The 19,425-nt window shown below is 34.6% G+C and carries 20 protein-coding genes; 13 read left to right on the top strand and 7 right to left on the bottom strand.

Translation table 11 applies throughout. The features are described from left to right. The first annotated feature begins 81 nt into the window (after positions 1 to 81). Genes AOG55_RS03025 through AOG55_RS03015 form a run of 3 tightly spaced genes read left to right on the top strand, consistent with a single transcriptional unit; the run spans position 82 to position 4,273 of the window. On the top strand, positions 82 to 603 hold the full coding sequence (locus AOG55_RS03025) for a nicotinamide-nucleotide adenylyltransferase (protein WP_048101451.1): 522 nt from the start codon (positions 82 to 84) through the stop codon (positions 601 to 603). 34 nt (positions 604 to 637) lie between these two features. Then, positions 638 to 2,986 carry a DNA-directed DNA polymerase gene (locus AOG55_RS03020; protein WP_055040868.1) on the top strand — a complete coding sequence of 783 codons (2,349 nt, stop codon included), beginning with the start codon at positions 638 to 640 and terminating at the stop codon, positions 2,984 to 2,986. 60 nt (positions 2,987 to 3,046) lie between these two features. Continuing rightward, positions 3,047 to 4,273: an MFS transporter gene (locus AOG55_RS03015; RefSeq protein ID WP_055040867.1), complete on the top strand. Its 1,227-nt coding sequence runs from the start codon at positions 3,047 to 3,049 to the stop codon at positions 4,271 to 4,273. A 5-nt stretch (positions 4,274 to 4,278) separates the two neighbouring features. On the opposite strand, the gene pheS is transcribed toward AOG55_RS03015, so the two are convergent. Further along, entirely contained in the window at positions 4,279 to 5,742 is a 1,464-nt protein-coding gene (pheS, locus tag AOG55_RS03010) for a phenylalanine--tRNA ligase subunit alpha (protein ID WP_048101454.1), read from the bottom strand. Positions 5,743 to 5,807: 65 nt separating this feature from the next. On the opposite strand from pheS, the gene AOG55_RS03005 reads away from it, so the two are divergent. The 5 genes from AOG55_RS03005 to AOG55_RS02985 are packed head-to-tail and all read left to right on the top strand — an operon-like array spanning position 5,808 to position 11,255. Continuing rightward, a complete protein-coding gene (locus AOG55_RS03005; RefSeq protein WP_231563412.1) occupies positions 5,808 to 7,649 on the top strand; it encodes a PINc/VapC family ATPase in 1,842 nt (613 codons plus the stop codon). A 54-nt stretch (positions 7,650 to 7,703) separates the two neighbouring features. Beyond that, positions 7,704 to 8,078 (top strand): DUF302 domain-containing protein, encoded by a 375-nt coding sequence (locus AOG55_RS03000; RefSeq protein ID WP_048101455.1) that lies wholly within the window; start codon positions 7,704 to 7,706, stop codon positions 8,076 to 8,078. A 38-nt stretch (positions 8,079 to 8,116) separates the two neighbouring features. Next, on the top strand, positions 8,117 to 9,634 hold the full coding sequence (locus AOG55_RS02995) for an oligosaccharide flippase family protein (protein WP_236688957.1): 1,518 nt from the start codon (positions 8,117 to 8,119) through the stop codon (positions 9,632 to 9,634). 29 nt (positions 9,635 to 9,663) lie between these two features. Next, on the top strand, positions 9,664 to 9,990 hold the full coding sequence (gene metG, locus AOG55_RS02990; RefSeq protein ID WP_048101456.1) for a methionine--tRNA ligase subunit beta: 327 nt from the start codon (positions 9,664 to 9,666) through the stop codon (positions 9,988 to 9,990). Then, positions 9,990 to 11,255, top strand: coding sequence for a replication factor C large subunit (locus tag AOG55_RS02985; protein WP_048101457.1), 1,266 nt, complete (start codon positions 9,990 to 9,992; stop codon positions 11,253 to 11,255). The genes metG and AOG55_RS02985 overlap by 1 nt, the downstream gene beginning before the upstream one ends. 9 nt (positions 11,256 to 11,264) lie before the next feature. Here the strand turns inward: AOG55_RS02985 and AOG55_RS02980 are convergent, their stop codons facing one another. Genes AOG55_RS02980 through pyrB form a run of 4 tightly spaced genes read right to left on the bottom strand, consistent with a single transcriptional unit; the run spans position 11,265 to position 13,606 of the window. Next, on the bottom strand, positions 11,265 to 11,528 hold the full coding sequence (locus AOG55_RS02980) for a hypothetical protein (protein ID WP_048101458.1): 264 nt from the start codon (positions 11,526 to 11,528) through the stop codon (positions 11,265 to 11,267). A 36-nt stretch (positions 11,529 to 11,564) separates the two neighbouring features. Further along, positions 11,565 to 12,176, bottom strand: coding sequence for an MBL fold metallo-hydrolase (locus tag AOG55_RS02975; protein ID WP_048101810.1), 612 nt, complete (start codon positions 12,174 to 12,176; stop codon positions 11,565 to 11,567). A gap of 55 nt (positions 12,177 to 12,231) precedes the next feature. Next, entirely contained in the window at positions 12,232 to 12,687 is a 456-nt protein-coding gene (gene pyrI, locus AOG55_RS02970) for an aspartate carbamoyltransferase regulatory subunit (protein WP_048101459.1), read from the bottom strand. Position 12,688: 1 nt separating this feature from the next. Beyond that, complete coding sequence (pyrB, locus tag AOG55_RS02965) at positions 12,689 to 13,606, bottom strand: aspartate carbamoyltransferase (RefSeq protein ID WP_048101460.1); 918 nt, start codon at positions 13,604 to 13,606, stop codon at positions 12,689 to 12,691. Between the two features lie 97 nt (positions 13,607 to 13,703). Between pyrB and AOG55_RS02960 the strand changes: the two genes are divergently transcribed. Then, on the top strand, positions 13,704 to 14,057 hold the full coding sequence (locus tag AOG55_RS02960; RefSeq protein WP_048101461.1) for a nuclear transport factor 2 family protein: 354 nt from the start codon (positions 13,704 to 13,706) through the stop codon (positions 14,055 to 14,057). 47 nt (positions 14,058 to 14,104) lie between these two features. On the opposite strand, the gene AOG55_RS02955 is transcribed toward AOG55_RS02960, so the two are convergent. Then, on the bottom strand, positions 14,105 to 14,917 hold the full coding sequence (locus AOG55_RS02955) for a hypothetical protein (protein WP_048101462.1): 813 nt from the start codon (positions 14,915 to 14,917) through the stop codon (positions 14,105 to 14,107). Between the two features lie 134 nt (positions 14,918 to 15,051). Here AOG55_RS02955 and AOG55_RS02950 point away from each other — a divergent pair, with 134 nt between their 5' ends. The 4 genes from AOG55_RS02950 to AOG55_RS02935 are packed head-to-tail and all read left to right on the top strand — an operon-like array spanning position 15,052 to position 17,971. Continuing rightward, on the top strand, positions 15,052 to 15,243 hold the full coding sequence (locus AOG55_RS02950; protein WP_048101463.1) for a hypothetical protein: 192 nt from the start codon (positions 15,052 to 15,054) through the stop codon (positions 15,241 to 15,243). Positions 15,244 to 15,288: 45 nt separating this feature from the next. Further along, positions 15,289 to 16,533: a hydroxymethylglutaryl-CoA reductase, degradative gene (locus AOG55_RS02945; RefSeq protein WP_048101464.1), complete on the top strand. Its 1,245-nt coding sequence runs from the start codon at positions 15,289 to 15,291 to the stop codon at positions 16,531 to 16,533. Further along, positions 16,533 to 17,264 carry a tetratricopeptide repeat protein gene (locus AOG55_RS02940; RefSeq protein WP_048101465.1) on the top strand — a complete coding sequence of 244 codons (732 nt, stop codon included), beginning with the start codon at positions 16,533 to 16,535 and terminating at the stop codon, positions 17,262 to 17,264. The genes AOG55_RS02945 and AOG55_RS02940 overlap by 1 nt, the downstream gene beginning before the upstream one ends. A gap of 2 nt (positions 17,265 to 17,266) precedes the next feature. Next, positions 17,267 to 17,971: an alpha/beta fold hydrolase gene (locus tag AOG55_RS02935; RefSeq protein WP_048101466.1), complete on the top strand. Its 705-nt coding sequence runs from the start codon at positions 17,267 to 17,269 to the stop codon at positions 17,969 to 17,971. Here AOG55_RS02935 and AOG55_RS02930 read toward each other — a convergent pair. Further along, positions 17,961 to 19,169 carry a flavoprotein gene (locus AOG55_RS02930; RefSeq protein WP_048101467.1) on the bottom strand — a complete coding sequence of 403 codons (1,209 nt, stop codon included), beginning with the start codon at positions 19,167 to 19,169 and terminating at the stop codon, positions 17,961 to 17,963. The genes AOG55_RS02935 and AOG55_RS02930 overlap by 11 nt on opposite strands. Between the last annotated feature and the right edge of the window lie 256 nt (positions 19,170 to 19,425).

Below are 19,425 nucleotides of genomic sequence, written 5' to 3'. Positions count from 1 at the left end.
ATAATTTATATTTATTAAACCACATATTTTTTATGGGAAATAAGTGGGAAATTTTATTTATATATTTATCATAATGTTTAAATGACAGCCTTTATTATTGGAAGATTTCAGCCATTTCATAAGGGGCATTTGGAAATCATAAAAACAATACTTAAGGATAATGATCATGTTATCATAGGTATCGGGAGCGCACAGTTCTCACATACACTTACAAATCCATTTACAGCAGGTGAAAGATACTTAATGATATCAAATACACTGGAGGCAAACAACATAAAAAATTTCTATATTGTACCAATAGAGGATGTAAACTCCAATCCAATGTGGGTTGCCCATGTTGAATCATTAACACCGCCATTTTCAAGGGTTTATACAAATAATCCATTGGTTAAAAGATTGTTTTATGAGAAAAAATACGAGGTCAGGAGTCTTCCCCTGCTTAACAGAAAATCATGGTCTGGAACCAGAATAAGGGAGAAGATGATCAAGGGACTGGACTGGAAGGATGATGTCCCGGAAACAGTTTATAATATAATAACAAATTGCCTTGACGGGATAAACAGAATAAGGGAACTTGCGAATACTGATGAAGACCCAATATAATAAACTATTTATTTTAAATATGAATATGAAATAAATGAATTTAAAAATGCGTTTAATAACCGCCTCATACAGGCAGAGCGATGTTACAGTGGAATTGTATGGAAGAACTGCTGATGGAAAATCTGTAACCGCCTTATATTTTGGATTTAAGCCATATTTCTATTATGTTAACCCAGATGATGAATGCATTAAAAAAATTAAGGAGAATCCTGAGTTTCTGGATATGCAGGATAAAACATTGTTTCTTGATGGCCGGAACCAGAATGTAAAAAAAATATACATAAAATCTCCCTGGAAGGTACCTGAAATGAGAAAAATATGCAGCTGTGAGGCTCTTGCTGCAGATATACCCTTCCATCACAGGTTTCTTTATGATTTTGATCTGGGTCCATCAGTAGAAATAGATGGGGAAGAATTAGACGATGAAAAAAATAATTATACGACAGATTATGTTATAAAAATAAATGAAATAAAAAATGCAGAACCATTTAATCCCGATCTTAAGATATTATCATTTGATATTGAGAATTCAATAAAATCCAAGGAAATATATGTCATTGGTTATGCAATATATTTTAATGGGTCCATAAGGCAGGGCTCCATATCATCTGATGAGGAATCCATATTAAGGAATTTTAATAAACTGATACAGGATGAGGACCCAGATATAATAACCGGATACAATATAGATGGCTATGACCTGCCCTTACTTGAAGAGAGGATGAGGGAGCATCATTTAAGCTTCAATATCGGCCGTGATTTTCTTCCACCAAGAAGAATAATGAACCAGTTCTGGAGGCTCCATGGCAGGGTTGTTGATGATGCATGGTGGGAGGTAAAAAAGGTTTTAAAGCCAAAGCATGAAAGCCTAAACTATGTTGCAAATTATCTTTTAAATGAGGGCAAGGAAAACGTTGACAGATTAAATATAGAGGATGAATGGAAGAACCGGAAGGATGATGTAATAAAATACTGCATTAAGGATGCCTACCTTGCACTGGAAATCTACAGAAAAATAAGGATACTCGACAGGAATTTATACATGTCCACGGTATCAATGCTTCCACTGGATGATGTTACAAACGGCGGCACCAGTACCTATGTGGATTCAATTTTAATTAGGAGAGCAGACAGGTTAAATATTGCTGTTCCAATGAGCGCAAGATCAGCCTCAAATGAAACCTACGAGGGTGGATATGTTCACAGCATAGAGCCGGGTTTATATGATATGGTTGTTGTTCTGGACTTTAAAAGCATGTACCCATCAATGATAATAAAGTACAATATTTGTTTTACAACATTAAGCCCTGAGGGTACAATTGTTGCACCGAACGGTGCCAGATTTCTTTCCCCAGAGGTTAAAAAAGGGCTGATTCCTCAAATACTGGAAGAATTAATGAAGGATCGAGACTCTGTAAAAAAACAGATGAAAACCGATAAGGAGAATTATGAATACCTTGATGGATTGCAGGCTGCAATAAAGGTTCTTATGAATACATTCTATGGCGTTCTGGGTACGTCATTTTACAGATTTACTAACAGGGAGATCAGCAGTGCCATCACCGCATTTGCCCGAGATACAATAACGACAATAATAAAAGAACTAGAAAATAAAAAGTTAAGGGTAATATATGGCGATACAGATTCCATTTTTATTGAGTCTGGCAAAAAAACACTTGATGAGGCAGTTAAATTTGGAAATGATTTAAGTTCAAGCATCTCTAAGGAAAATAATCTTACACTGGAATTTGAAAAAATTATGGACCCATTATTTTCACATGGGGCAAAAAAAAGATATGCAGGGAAAATTGTATACCCTGAGGATAAAAGGGGCGAAATACTTGTCAGGGGATATGAAACAAGGAGAACCGATTCATTTGATCTCCAGAGCGAGGCATTAAATAATGTATTTGAGCTTGTTCTTGACCGTAACATTGATGGGGCAAAAAAATATGCTGAGGATTTAATTAAAAAGGTTTCAAACGGCGATGTTGATATTGAAAAGCTTGTAATATCCAGAAGCGTAAAGGAATTCTCCACATATAAGAATGCAGATTCAATGGCAAATGTAAATGCTGCCAGAAAAATGATTGAACGTGGGGAAACATTTATTCCGGGAATGAAGGTTTCATGGATTGTCACAAATTCCAAAAAGACACCGCAGGAGGTTGAACCGTTTATTGACGGAATGCCATTCAATTACAGGCCGGATTATGAATATTACTCCAAGAGGTTGCAGGAAACACTTAACAGGGTTCTTGAGAGTCTGGATAAGGAGATAAAAATATTTAAGGATCCGCAGGCCAAGCTAACTGATAATTTCACTGAGGTCAGGGAGGAAAAACCAAAACAGAAAAAGAATATAGAGGATTATTTCAAATAATTTATGAATAAACTTTTTATCAATCAAATAGTTTAAATAATATAGATAAATTACTTATCCATGAAGGAGGATTTAAGATCTTTAATATTTACATCCCTTGGTCATTTTACAAACGATGGTAATTTCCTGTTATTTCCAACTTTAATAGCGTATTATAAGTTAATTCCTGGGGTCAGCGTTCCATTACTAGGTGCAATGGCAATTGTATATAATTTAATTTCAGGGTTCCTGGGTTCACCAATAGGCAGGCTTGCTGACAGGATTGATCATGATGGTTTCCTTATATTCACAGGCATTTTTATTGAGGCAACATCGGTAATGCTCTTTGGTGTTTCCTTTATAGTAAGCCATAACATAATTGATTATACCATACTTATTGCAGCCGTTCTTCTTGGCATAGGACAGGCATTTTATCATCCGATAGGCGCATCAATACTTTCATTCACATATGGGAAAAAAAGGTCACCAACAGCAATGGGTTATAATGGTTCCTTTGGAAGCATAGGCAGGGCAGTGATACCGTTTATACTTGTATATTCAATTGATTTCTTTGGTAAGGTAAATGGACTTTATATAATAGGCGTCTATACATTTGCCTCAGCCTTTATTATACTGGCAGGCCTTAGCTTTTTCAGAAGAAGCAAATATAAAATTGATGAGGGAAAGGTCACCAAAATCACCAGGGAAAAACCAAAACTCGGTGATTATAAAAAATTCTTAATTGCCCTTACGTTAATAGTATTTATAAGGTCAATATTTATGATGGGTACTGTTACATTTGTCCCAGACTATTTGGATGATGTCCTTAATTCGAAAATATTAATGGGTGATGTTGTTTCAATAAGCTTTTTAAGTGCAGTTGCCGGCCAGCCATATTTTGGGTCAATGGTAAGAAAACGCGGTGGAAGATTCACTGTGGCACTAACCACAATTTTATCAACAATATTTTTTGGCATTTTTTTAATTGTTCATACATTTGCCCTGCTAACAGTGGTTTATCTATTATATGTATTTGCTGCATTCAGTGGCTTCCCGGTGCTCCTTGGATACGTTGCACAGGTAATACCATCGGAATTCTCAACAGAGTCAAATGCGCTTATATGGAGTTTTGGAAACATAGTTGGCGGGTCAGTTGGTATAGCCATAGTAACCCTGCTTCTGTTCCTTAAGGTGACACTGTTTACCTCATTTATATACATGCTTATATTTGCAATAATTTCCGTTATACTCCTGCCATTGCTTCCAAAAAACAAAAAGGAATCAGACAAATTAAAAAATGCCTCTTAAAATAATTAGTATAATCTTATTTTATAATTTTTTAACCATTCTATATCACTGTTATATATATCGCGTATATCTGTCAGGCCATAGTAAATCATTGCCAGCCTTTCAAGCCCAAGACCAAAGGCCAGAACTGGATATTTTAAGCCTATTGGCCCTGTGACCTCGGGCCTGAATATGCCCGATCCACCAAGCTCAACCTCCTTTCCGTTTATTTCAACAACAACATCCATGCTGGGTTCTGTGTATGGATAATATGATGGAATAAGCCTTATTTTATTAAAACCAAGCCTTGAGTAGAATTCCCTTAAAAGCCATTTTAATGTTGACAGGTTGGCATCCCTGGCATAAACTGCACCCTCTATTTGATAAAGCTCAGAAAGGTGCTTCCAGTCAACACTTTCATGCCTGAATACCTTTTCTATTGAAAATATATACTGTGGTGGGTTTCTATTATTATACAGGTATCTTATTGTATTTACTGTTGTGTGGGTTCTCATAATAATTTTTTTGCCCTCTTCCTCAGACCATTTATAATTCCAGCCAGAATAACTTTTATAGCCATTTTCATGGACATTTTTCACCAGGTCAATTATTTCAGGATTTTCAAATTCCGGTAATCTGTCTGAATCAAGGTAAAATGTATCCTGAAGGTCACGGGCAGGGTGATCCTGGGGTATAAAAAGCATGTCCATATTCCATGCTGTGTATTCTATAAAATGTCCATGCATTTCTGTGAATCCCATTTCTGTAAATATCCTTCTTATGTTTCTTATTAGCTGTGTAAGAGGGTGAAGGCCCCCACCTGAGGCTTCCTCCGGCCTCATATTCAAATCATATGGCCTGAAAACAATATTTTTATAACTTCCAGATGTTATCATTTCGGATGTCAGCTGGCCTGAATACTGATTGCCTGTGTAACCTGAAAGAACCTTTAAGCCATTTTCATTAATGCTTATTATTCTATCAATGTTTGTTTTTTCCCTTATAAGATTTCGTTTTTTTAAAAAATCTATGATACCTGCATCAGGAACGCTGCCTGAAATTATTTCATTTATTCCCTTTTTAAGGTCTTCAACATAATCCAATAATCTGGTATCCCTGTATATTAGCTCACCATTTACAGGTTTTATTCCATATTTTGCCAGATTTGATAATGCAATTCCAAAACAATCCTTAAACATGGTTTTAATATCGCTTAATTTTGCCCTTCCAGCATTTTTTAGGTATTTATACAATTTTTCCTCAGGAAAACCATCTTTTAGATATCCCATTGCCTCGTCTGTTACAATGTAGGTTGTTTTTTTTCTCTCCGTACTTTTTATAAGATTTTTGGCAATAAGATAGGATATTGCGCTTGATATATTTCTCTGATCAAGACCATCTATAATAATTTCATATTCTGATTTTTCTCCATTTTCCTTTAAATATTTTAAAACCAGATATTCGCTGTAACTAATTCCGGTGCCCTGCATTGTATCAATATATCCTGATGATATTAAAAAATTATGAAATTATAATAACATGATTTTTTATTATTATGGGAAATTATTTAAATAATAATATACCATTAAAGTATGTGGATTACGTACCTGATACATCGGTTATTATTGACGGTCGGTTTACCTCCTTCATTAAGGATCATGAGGGTTCTAGGGTAATACTTCCCGAGGCCATGCTTGCTGAGGTTGAGCATCAGGCAAATGAGGGGAGGTCCATAGGATTCGCTGCCCTCGAGGAGCTAAAAAGGTTGAGGGAGCTTGAAAATGCTGGAAAAATTTACATAGAAATATATGGAAAAAGGCCACAGGACTGGCAGATTAGAAGGGCTCACAGTGGGGAAATTGATAATATAATAAGGGATGTGGCGCTTGAATATAACGCCACCCTTGTAACCGGGGACAACATACAGAGGGATATTGCAATAATTAAGGGTATTAATGTTGAATACCTTAAATCACTTGAAAAGGAATTTAAGACAATAGAGGAATTTTTTGAGGAGAATACAACATCTGTTCATTTGAAGGCGAATATGAAGCCATTGTTAAAAAATGGGTATCCTGGAAGCATTGTACTTGAGGAATTAAGTTACATTGTAACAAAGGAGGAGCTGGAAAGCATTGCAAGTGATATTGTTAAAAGGGGTAAATTCGAGGATGAATCATTTATAGAAATGGATATGTTCGGTGCCACTGTTATACAGCTAAAAAACATAAGAATTGTCATAACACGGCCCCCGTTTTCAGATTCACTTGAAATAACAGCGGTCAGGCCGGTTAAAAAAACAACAATAAGTGATTATAATATAGATAAAAAATTATATGAAAGGCTGGAAAACAGGGCAAACGGAATTCTTGTTGCCGGTTCCCCGGGTGCAGGCAAGAGTACCTTTGTAACTGCACTTGCTGAATTTTATGCATCAAAGAAAAAGATCGTTAAAACAATGGAAAAACCAAGGGATTTGCAGGTATGTGATAAAATAACACAGTATACAAGCCTTGAGGGGGATATGGAAAAAACCGGTGACATATTATTACTAGTAAGGGAGGATTACACAGTATTTGATGAAATGAGGGTAACATCAGATTTTAAGGTTTTTGCAGATTTAAGGCTTGCAGGGGTGGGAATGATAGGCGTTGTGCATGCAACAAAGGCCACCGATGCAATTCAGAGATTTATAGGCAGAATCGAGCTGGGCTTAATACCACAGGTTATAGATACAATACTCTTTATAGAAAGCGGTAAGATATCACAGGTATTAACCACTGAATATGTTGTAAAGGTGCCATATGGGCTTAATCAGGAGGATCTGGCCAGGCCTGTCATAGTTATTAAGGACTTCATGAAGAATAAACCGGTAAGTGAGATATACACATTCGGGGATCAGGTTGTGGTTGTTCCGGTTGGCGAGGTTCAGGGCAAAAATCCGCTTTATTCTCTTGCTGCAGGAAAAATAAAGGATGAAATATCAAAATTCCTTAACACTGAGAAGGTTTCTGTTGACCTAATTTCTGATAACCGTGCAATCATAAAAATTCCGGACACATTAATACCAAAGTTAATAGGAAAGAAGGGTGAAACAATATCGAATTTTGAAAATATATTTGGGGTAAAGCTTGATGTTGATACCCTTGATGAGGACGTAAATGTATTGCAGGATGCGGTTTTTGAAATTAAAAATAAAACAATATTCATTGATATTGGATCAAGAAATAAACCTGTCAAAATCTATGTTGACGGCATATTAATAATGCAGGCAAGATCATCATCCAAGGGAATGATAAAACTAAGAATAAACAGTGATACAGGGTCATCATTATATAAATATATAAAACAGGGCAAAAAGATTCAATATATGATATCGGATGACGAAAAGAAATAAATAAATATTATGTAATAAAATAATGATTTAAATATCATCCTATAATTTCAATTTATGTATTCATATGAAAGAACAGTGGATAAAAATGCTGAACAGGTATTTGGAGAGCTGCATAAAATTTTAAAGGAAAACAACTGGGTAATAATGTCATATATAGATGTTAAGGAGATTTTTTCTAAAATGAAGGAAAAATTAAACCCATATTATATACTGGACGTTTGCTTTCCACCAGCTGCAGTGGAGTTGATAAGGGATTCAATTGACATAGGCGCTTTTATACCATGCAAGCTTGTTTTAATAGAAAATGATGGAAAAACCAGAATTCTTATGCCGAAGCCATCAGTATTTTCAAGGGAATACCTTAATTCGGATGGAAAAATAGCAGAAAAGTATGAAAGTGCTTTAATAGAATTGATAAATAAAATTTAACCATAAACTTTAACTTACTGAATTCTAATACCGTAACGTTGATTGCAAAAAAGTCCCCGCTGATACTGGAAGGCCAGATTATAAATTCGCTATTTGGATACATAGGTCTTTTTTTTATAATCAGGTTTATAGGTCTTCAGCAGTGGGGTTTTCTAAGTTTTTCACTGGCATTCATTGGAGTTTTAAGTATTTTTTCGGATCTAGGATTTAATTCTGCCCATCTGCGGTTTATGTCCATGAATGATCCGGACAGGGCAAAATACAATGGTTCATTCCTGACATTGAAATTCATAACAACATTTGGAACAGTGCTAATAATACTTGCTGCACTATATGTATGGATTGATGTGCTTCACAGGGGTTTTCAGAGCCCGGTTGAATATTATTCAATTCTAATTTTAATACCATATTTTGCCTTTAACAGGTTAAAGGATTTTTATTACATAACTTTTAATGCAAAAATGCAGGCTGCACGTATGATGCTGCCACAGATTGTTGAGGCTGTATTCAGGAACTCCGCCTTCATTTATATGGGGTTGATGTATAAATTCAGGATTTCCATATTTATGCATGTAAGTGCTGCAATTATATTTGCAATAATATACAGTTTTTCATACTTTATCTTTTTTATTGTTTCATATTTTTTGGGCAGGCCCTGGCATATTAAAAAACCTGAAAAAACAATAATAAAAAAATACATAACCCTGGCACTGCCCCTTGCAGCCTCATCCATAATTGCAACTATAAGCGGAAATATAGACAAGGTGCTTATACAGTTTTTCTGGCATGCCTCCGCAACCGGGGCCTATGCGGCATTGCAGAGAATAACGATGCCAATAATCACATTCTCGATGGCATTGAGTGTTTTTTTCATACCATTATTAACAAGGGAGGAGACAAAAAATGGTTTTAATGATAATATATCAGTATTTGAAAGAACCATATCCCTGTTTATCCTGCCACTGGTCATAATATTTATAGCACTGAGAATTTTCGTTGCAAACCTTTGGAGCGCCAATCTTATTCCGTATTCAACACTTTTAATATTTATGTCACTGGCGAATTATCTTAATGTAATAAATTCACCGTACACATCCGGTTTAATTGTCAGGGGGCTAACAATTAACATTGGAAAAATAACCTTAATTTCAATATCTTCAAATATTATCCTTGATTTTATTTTAATTCCAAAAAGCATATTTGGAATAACATTTTTCTCACTTGGCGTTATTGGTGCCGCTGTTGCCACATTTATTGCAATGATAATTGAGGCTGTACTTTTTAGATTTTATGTTATTAAAATAGAAAAATCAAAAATAAACATGAAAATTTTCAGGCAGATAATTCCTGCATCAGTGCAGTTTATCTTTTTATACCTAGTTGCATATTATGTAAGGCCCTACAGTGTATTTTTGTTTTTAATATTTTCAATTATATCAATTGCCATATTTTTTTCCCTGTCAATAAAAATGGGAGAAATAAAAAAATCGGTTATTATTGATTTTATAAGGGAATTAAATCCATTTAAATTATCCAGAACGCTGAAAAATGAATAACTTTATATTTAATTTCTAAAATACAGGATATGGACAAAATATCAATAGACTACTTCCATAATATAGACCTTAGGGTTGGAAAGGTAATTGAATGTGAAAAGGTGGAAAAATCAAGAAGCCTTTTAAAAATAATTGTGGACCTTGGGGATGAAAAAAAACAGATAATTTCCAGCATATATGAATATTATAAACCTGAGGAAATGATAGGAAAGCAGCTGGTTATAATAAATAATCTTGAACCGGCAAAATTTATGGGCCTTGAAAGCCAGGGAATGCTTCTTGCAGTTGAGGATGATAAGGGCGTATCACTTTTAACACCGGACAGGGAGGTGGAAAGGGGTTCAAAGGTGCATTAATGCCACTCCCCGATAAGTACCGCCCGGAAAAATTCGATGATATCATACTTCCTGATGATATCAAGAATCAGATAAAAAGCTGGATGGATTCATGGATGAGACATGAGGAGACAAAAAAGGCTTTAATACTTTATGGCACCCAGGGTGTCGGTAAAACAACTCTGGCAGGCGTTATTTCAAGGTGCTATAACCTTCCATTAATAGAGATGAATGGATCAGATCAGAGGAACAGGGAAAACATGAAAAAAGTGGCATTGATGGCCGCAGAATACAGGGATTTATTTAATTATGAGCAAAATTATCCTGACAGAATAATATTAATTGATGAGGCTGATAATATATTTGAATCCAGGGACCCGGCAAAGGGCGGGGATAGCGGTGGGATTTCTGAACTGCTTGAAATTATTAAAAATACATTGAATCCGGTTATATTAACAATGAATGATTTTTATGAATTCAAGAGAAAGAGCAGTGCAAGGGAAATAATATCACTATCAATTAGCATGGAAATAACGCCTTATAAAAAAAGGAGCGAAAGAAACTATCATATTTATATACAGAAACTCCTTGAGAGGCTGAAATATATAGCATCAAATGAGAATATTAAAATAAATGATTCACAGTTAATGGAAATTATAAAAAAGGATGAGCCCGATATGAGGGCAACACTGAATGACCTGGAGCTTTACCGCGGGGGAAATAATGCAGAGGATGCATACAGGGATGAGCAGGAATCCATATACTATGTGGTTTCAAAGACATTTAAGTCCGGAAATTATAATGATATAATTAATTCTCTTTATGCAATTAATGGTGATACTGATTTTCCAGGTTTTTACATGCAGTGGCTTGCAGAAAATGCTGGCATGGAATACAAAAACCCTGAGGATCTTAAAAATATATTTGATATACTTTCACAGGCTGATATATACTATAATATGAGAATAAGGGATTATTCGCTTTCCAGCTATTCCATGGAGATTGCGGGTGGTATATCCTTTGAGGCAAATGAAAGGAATGAACACTATGTAAAATATAATTTTCCGGCCTTTATTAAAAATATGAGCTCAAGAAAGGGCAATACTGAAAGATATAACATACAAACAGTTCTGGAAAAACTTGCGTTGGTTAACCATATGCCATCAAATGAGATGGCCAAATATCTATGGTTTTATAAATTCATAAAAAAACATGATAGGAAACTGTTTTCTGATATAATAAAAATACTTGAAATAACAGATAAGGAAAAAAATGCCCTTGAATAAATATATTTTTTAGTTCAGTGTTTTTATGATTTCACTGCCCAATATCTTCTTGCATTTTTTTATGGTTCCACTTACATATTCTACCCTGCCGCCATGGTATTCTATCTTTTTAATCACGTTATTACGGTTGAACTGGTTGGCCAGGTATATCCTATAATTTTTATATCTATATTTCCTTTTAATGCCCATGGAGTAAAACAGGTATTTATCGAGTTCATCACCATTTTCCGAATATGCGAGTATGTACCTTTTCCTGTAAATTGATCCCTTCAAGGTATTTATGAATTACAATATGCTTTATTTATTTGTTTATTTTTTATTTCCTACAGGGTTGCCGTGGCCGGGACATACCATATCAGGATTAATTCTGTTTATTTTATTAAGTGATTCCATGGCATCTGCATAATTCCATGAAAATTTTTTATTCACAATCAATCCACCATGCCGTTCTATGGCAGCATCGCCTGAGAATAGTATATTGCCGGGCTTGTAAAGATATGACACACTCCCTATTGTATGCCCCGGGGTATCATAATAGTCCATAAATGGAATTTTCATATCATATACAGGTTTAATATCATTTACAGGCTCTGTTTTAAACATGGCATATATAATCTTCTGAAACATATTTGCTGGATGAAGTTTATCTGCTCCCTGAATAACCTTAAGCTCAAGCCCTGGAACATATATTACCGGTTTAAATTTGTTGTAAAGTTCCAGAAGGCCACCAATATGATCCATGTGGCTGTGAGTAATAAGTATATAATCCGGCCTTTCATTTATCTTTTCAAAAAAGCTTATAATTTTTTTTCCTGAAGACTTTGTTCCGGCATCTATGAGAATGTCCATATCCTTTTCTTTTATTAAATAACAGTTTGCAACTGTGCCATCAATTTTTTGAACATTACTGGTTATTTGCATAACCATAAAGATTTTATAAAAATTTATACTTTTATTTTATACATATAATTTTATATTACAGGCTGTTTATTACATCAGATTCGGACATTTCCCTCTTGCAGTATATGCATTTTAGGGCTAATGGATTTGCTGATATAACCTTAAACTCTGGACTTACAGGCTCACCTGCGTTTGTAATGCAATTCTGATTTGTGCATCTTACTATTCCTATAACGCTTTCTGGCAGATCGACCTTAAATTTTTCAGTTATATCATAATCCTTAATTATGCTAATTGTGGCGCTTGGGGCTATCAATGAAATCTTATCCAGTTCTATTTTTTCGAGAAATTTATTTTCAATTTTAATTACGTCTTTAAAACCCATCATATTGCTGGGCACCCTTATGCCAATGCTTACAGAGGTATTTTCAGAAATTTTTAATATATTTAACACCTTTACAGCCTTTCCTGATGGTATATGGTCTATGACCGTTCCATCCTTAATTTTTGAAATTTTTAAGGTTCTTTCCATTCTAATCACCCAGTATGATTGATATTAATGACATTCTAACCGGTATGCCGTTTGCAGCCTGCCGGAAATACTTTGCATTTTTTGTATAATCAACGGCAGGGTCAATTTCATCAACCCTTGGAAGGGGATGCATAATAATGGATCCATTCTTCATTTTATTGACCTCGTTTAATGTGATTTTATATGAACCTATGAGCTTGTAATATTCGTTTTTATCAACAAAACGTTCCTTCTGTATTCTGGTTACATATAAAACATCTGTTCCTGATATTACATCATCAAGATTATTATATGTTTCTATGTTTAGTTTATCCTTTATGCCATTATAAACATAGTTGGGCAGTGCAAGAGATGGTGGCGATACAAGATTAATTTTTACGTTATACCTTGATAGTGCAAGTATAAGCGAGTGAACTGTCCTTCCATATTTAAGATCACCAACAATTGTAATTTCCCTATCATCTATGCCGCCGGTCTCATTTCTAATAGTGTAAAGGTCTATTAATGTCTGTGTTGGATGCTCCCCTGAACCATCACCTGCATTGATTATTGGCTTTGAGGAAAACTTAGATGCAAGGAGGCTCGCACCCTCAAGTGGATGCCTGATAACTATGATATCAGAGTATGACTCAACAATTCTTATCGTGTCCGCAAGCGTTTCCCCCTTGGCAAATGATGATGTCTTTGAATCTGCCATGCTAATAACAGAGCCGCCAAGTCTTTCCATGGAAGCCTCAAAGGAAAGCCGGGTTCTTGTGCTTGGTTCATAGAACAATGTGGCAAGAATTTTGGATTTCATGGGAGATGTCCTTAGAACCTCATCCATATGTCCGGAAATATAATCTGCCTTTTCAAAAATGGCATTTATATCATCATCCTCCAGGTCTGCAATTGAGATTAGACTTTTATTTTTTAACATTTAAATTGTAATCGTTTATAATTTCATTAAGTTTTTGTTTCCATCTTATTGTTTGGGGGGAACAAAAGTTTTTAAATGATTAATAAATTAATAAGGCATGGAAAACCTTGAAAATACTGTAAAAAAATACTATACAGCGGTTGATGCAAATGACCTTGATACGTTATTTTCAATATTCGATGAGAATATTGTATACGAACGTCCAGGGTATCCACCAATAAGTGGAATGGAAAATTTCAAGAAATTTTATGAGGATACAAGGATAATTTCTGAGGGGCATCATACAATAAATAATATAATTGTCAGTGAGCCATATGTAATAGTTGAGGGAGAATTCCATGGAAAATTAAAGGACGGCAGTGATTCATATACAAAATTTGCAGATATATACACATTCAGGAATGGAAAGGCCATAAGAAGGCATACATATTTTGACGGACAAAATGTGTGACATCATTCCCTGCAGTTATCGGGATCTTCCCACATCAGGGTTTAAGGTTAAAAAACTATCTTATTAATAAGATGAACCAGCCTTATTATATCCAGAGACCATAGATTAAATACATTCTCCTCTGAGTAGCTATAAAATCCATATGGGTGAAGAACCCTTGAATAATCAGCATATATTTTCCCCAAATCACGTGTATCTGCACCGGTGTAATAGCCAAGAAGGCCTATAATTGCACCGGCCTTGGGAAGTGAAATTACAAATCTTGTGGCCTTTTTTTCACATTTTGCACACTTTTCGTTTATTGTAATGGCATAGTCCTTTTCAATTTCATTAATTGGATAGGAATAATTTTTAAAATGCTTTGAATGTATTCCGCATAGTGGAATTCCGGTTGAATAAATAGAGCTGGACCTGGCCATAAAATTTTTGCCAAAATAATGGTTAAGCCTGCCGGTAAACTGTGTGATGCTATATATTGTGAACTTGTTATCTATTAAAACATGCCAGTCACGGTTAATAATGGCCTGCTCATATGGATTATATTCCATGTCCATGCATGAAATGATTTTTAACAACGATAATCTTTCAAGAAAAAACCTGCTGTTTTCAAATGCGGCGCTTAAAAGCCCATTTTTTGCACTTATATATCCCTGCTTTAGGGCTATTATTGCATCATATTTTGCGGGTGTGCCAAATTTTGTATTAATTGCTGAAATTTCAGAATTTAGTATGACCTCTGTAATGTTTTCAAAATTTTCCTGAACCCTTTTATTTTCTATTAAATAGGAAAGAAGCGAGAAATTACCATATTTTTTTAAAAATGAGAAATTTATCTCCTTTTTTGAAAAATTTCTAGCCATTGATAAGTAATTATATTATCAAATTTAAATTAATGCAATTAAAAATGTTCTAATATAATAAAAATTAAACAGTTTCAATGTATCCTGATATACAAATGGATAATATTAAATATTGATTATATGATTTATAAATAATGAGAGATGACTTTAAAATAGTTAAAATATGCCCGCAGTGCGGCTCCATGAAGGTTAACTGGATAAATGGTGGCATTGGCGGGCCGGTTTATAAATGTGATGACTGCAATTATGTTGGCACGTTCATACTTGAGGTATACTTTAAGGATGTGCCAAAATTCCAGAAGGAGCTTAATAAAAACAAATATTAAAATTAACAATAAAAAAATTATTAATATGAATGAGTATATAGTTCTATGGATTCAGCGATTCATGGATTTCACAAAATGTCTGTTGAGGAAAGAATTAGAATAGTCTCTGAATTTTCATCGCTCTCCAAGGAGGAAACAGAAGTTTTATCCCATGAGGATTCCATTAAAGACCTGCAAAACATGATAGAAAATACCATATCAACAATAGGATTTCCCGTGGGAATAGCAACCAATTTCAGAATTAATGGACGGGATTATTTAATACCAATGAGCATTGAGGAGCCTTCAGTGGTTGCTGCATGCTCCAATGGTGCAAGAATGGCCAGACCCCTTGGTGGATTTACTGCATTTGCCTCAGATCCTGTAATGCGTGGTGAATTACAGATTTATAACTTAAAGGACCCGGGGCTTGCGGTGATTAATATATTAAGCCATAAAAATGAGATACTTGAAATGGCAAACTCAAGATCAAAAACACTAAGTTCAATGAATGCCGGTGCCAGGGATATAAAAATTTTTATGCAGGATGATTATATAATAATGCATTTAATTATAGATGTAAGGGATGCAATGGGTGCAAATATAATAAATACAATGCTTGAATTTATTGCACCATATATAGAGAGTATCACAGGGGGCAAAATTAACCTCAGAATTATGAGTAACCTTACTACAGAAAGGGTTGCATATTCACATGCAGTGTTTAGCAGGGATCTTCTTGGTGGGGATGAAATAGTTGATAGAATAATTATGGCATCTCATATGGCAAAAGCGGATATATACCGTGCGGTAACCCATAATAAGGGCATAATGAATGGCATTGACGCTGTTTTACTTGCAACAATGAATGATTTCAGGGCACAGGAGGCAAATGCACACGCCTATGCATCCATGGATGGTTATAAACCATTAACAGATTATTATAAGGACGAAAATGGTAATCTGGTTGGAACCATTAAAATACCGGTGGCTGTTGGAACCATTGGAGGCGCAACAAAAACCTCAAAAAAAGCCTCATTATTCTTAAGGATATTAAATGTTAGGGATTCCAGGGAATTTGCATGTGTTCTGGCCTCTGTTGGACTGGCACAGAATCTTGCAGCATTGAGGGCATTGTCCGATGAGGGAATACAGCAGGGGCATATGAAGCTGCACGCTAGAAATGTTGCCATTGCTGCCGGTGCAACAGAGAAAAATATTGATTATATTGTTAATGAAATGATAAAGAATAAAAGCATAAGTTATTCCAGTGCAAAAGAGTTAATAAATAAATATAATGGTGGTAACTAATGGAAAATTTAGATGAATTAATAGAGAATGGGGATAAGGCCATGGGAAAGGAAAAATACATGGATGCTGTTAGATATTATACACAGGCGTACAATGGAATGACAGATGCCAGTGATGAAAAGGCAGAGATATGCTATAAATTATCACAGGCATATTTTGCGCTGGAGCCTAAAAATACAGAAAATCCATTAAAATATGCACAGGAATCCCTTGATATACATAATAAGTTAAACGAAGATGATATGAAAATTATGGATTTAATGAATATAGGCTATATAAATCTCGATTCAGGAAAAAGGGATGATGCAATTAAATATTTTGAAGAGGCAATAAAAATAGCTGAGGGATTAAAGGAGGGACAGTTAATAGCCATGGCCTACAATGCCAAGGCTGAGGCCCTATCATCAACAAAAGGCGGCTATAAGGAGGCGCTTGATATTTATAATAAGGTTATAGAAATGACAGAAAGTTCAGGTGACTGGGAGAATTATTTTGAGGCTGTTTATGGAAAAATAAACATATTAAGATCAACAGATATTGATGAAGCATTCAGTCTTGCAAAGGAATCCCTGGACAAAATTGATAAAATAATGGATGAAATTAAAACCAAAAAGGACAAAAAGGAGTTTAAGTCAAGTCTTTCATATATTTATGATGCTGCATCTGACATAGCCATGGAGCTTGAAAATATAGATGAGGCCATGAAAATTGCCGCAAGATCAAAGGAGTAAAAATGGAAAGAAAGTATTTTGATTCAACATTTGGTAAAATATCATATTTAACCAGGGACGGCGAATATCCAGTATATTTCCTGCATGGATTTGGCAGTACTGGAAATGTGTGGCTAAAAACAGATGAATACATTAATAAAAAAATAATGCCATTCTATATTGATCTGCTTGGCCACGGACACTCTGATAAACCTGATATACAGTATACAGTTAAAAATATGGCAGATGCAATTATTGAATTCATAAATTCTCAAAAATATGATAAATTCTCAATTGTTGGTCATTCATATGGGGGCTGGATTGCCTTAAAAATTGCCATTTTAAAAAATCCGGAAAATTTAATTTTAATAGACTCGGCAGGAATATCCCCGACATTAAGTGAGGAATATCCTGATACGTATAAGGATATAATTAAAAATATTGTGAGAACTCATAATTATAAAAATGAGAATGCACTAATAAATATAATGGAAATAAATAAGAATTCTACGGAAAAGCTTACAGATAATGATCTTATGGAGATTAATTGCAATACTGTTATAATCTGGGGGTCTGAGGATAAAACACTTGATATTAAATACGGAAAAATGATGAATGAAAGGATAAAAAACAGCAAATTATATATTATTGATGGTGCAGGGCATACACCGCAGTATATTAGGCCGGATAAAATTGCCGAAATTATAAACAATACACTTAAATTTTAAAATCCATTTTTTGATTTCTCCTGATTTTATTTTCAAGGTAATTATATATATTTATGGCAAGTTCTTCTTTTGTAATTGATTTTATCTCATCTTTATGTTCACCGTATATAAATGTGTAATCACCTGAAACATCACCTGAGGTAAATGCACCTGTTCCGGTCATAATAACAAGATCTGGATCGGATTTTTCAAAAGCCTCGCTGTTATATGTTTTATCATTCTTCGTTGTAAATAATACCATTGTAACACCTGCATCAAGCTTCCTTATAAGATTCCTTTCCTTATTTCTTGGCTTCAATGATAGGGTCTGGGGTTCAGAACTGTCAAGCTTGGTCTTGTTCTCAACAGCGTCAAAATCGCTTAATGATGATGATATTATTACATAATCATAATTATAAACCCCGAGGAAGGTGTTTATCTCCCTTATTATATCCTTTATATCTGTTTTTTCAATCAACTGAACATATGACGGTAATTTATATTCAGAGTTTCCTATATATGTAATAATTCCTGCACCAAATCTGAAGGCGTATCTGGCAAGCATGTACCCGGTTAATGTATCAGACTTATTTGTGATTACCCTTTCAGGATCAACAGCGGATTCGCTTTTACCGCATACAAGCATAATGTTCTTTCCATTAAGTTTATCACCATACAATGCGCGGTATATATAATCTATAATCTTATCACTCCACAATTTTATGTCGTCATCTGATGGTGTAAAATCAACCATATGCACACCAAGGTCATTCAATTTTTTAATATTCTCCTTATTCACCGGATTTTCTAACATTGTTTTATTTATCACCGGCGCAATTACAACGGGATTTTTATTTCCCATTGCATAGGAATAAAACAGTGATGGGATATTATCTGCAACCCCCGAGGCTATCTTTCCAATGGTGTTGTATGTGGCAGGTGCTATTACAAGAACAGTATTTTTATCGAACAATGTTATATGCTCTATATTTCCAGATATTCTGGTTATTACATCATGGCCTGAGGCCCACTGCAGAAGATCTGGATTAATAAGTTCAGCCGATGCTGTGCTCATTCCGCAGTACACCTCAGCACCCTCGTTCCTTAGATTCTTGATTAGATCTGGAATTCTGTATATATTTATGCTGGCTGATGTTGCAAGGACGATTTTTTTACCTGAAAGCGTGGTTTTGATGCTGGATTCATTATTTTTTGACATAATTTAATATTTCATCATGGTTTAAATTTTTAATCGTTTTTAATCAAATAAATTTTTATGTGAATGTAATCCCTGATATTCATCATGGTTAACGCCCGTTCCTGCAGCATTTTGGTTAAAAATTTACTGAATATATAATTTGACGCAATAACCTAAATACAAATATATCCGTAGAAAATTTGAATTAATAATATTATTTATTCAAAGGAAATGGTTTAAACGTGAAATCCCTGATATGCAATAAATACAATAATAT

It is taken from the genome of Acidiplasma cupricumulans (genome assembly GCF_001402935.1).
GTDB classification, from domain to species: domain Archaea; phylum Thermoplasmatota; class Thermoplasmata; order Thermoplasmatales; family Thermoplasmataceae; genus Acidiplasma; species Acidiplasma aeolicum.
This window is presented reverse-complemented; position numbering and strand designations above follow the sequence as displayed.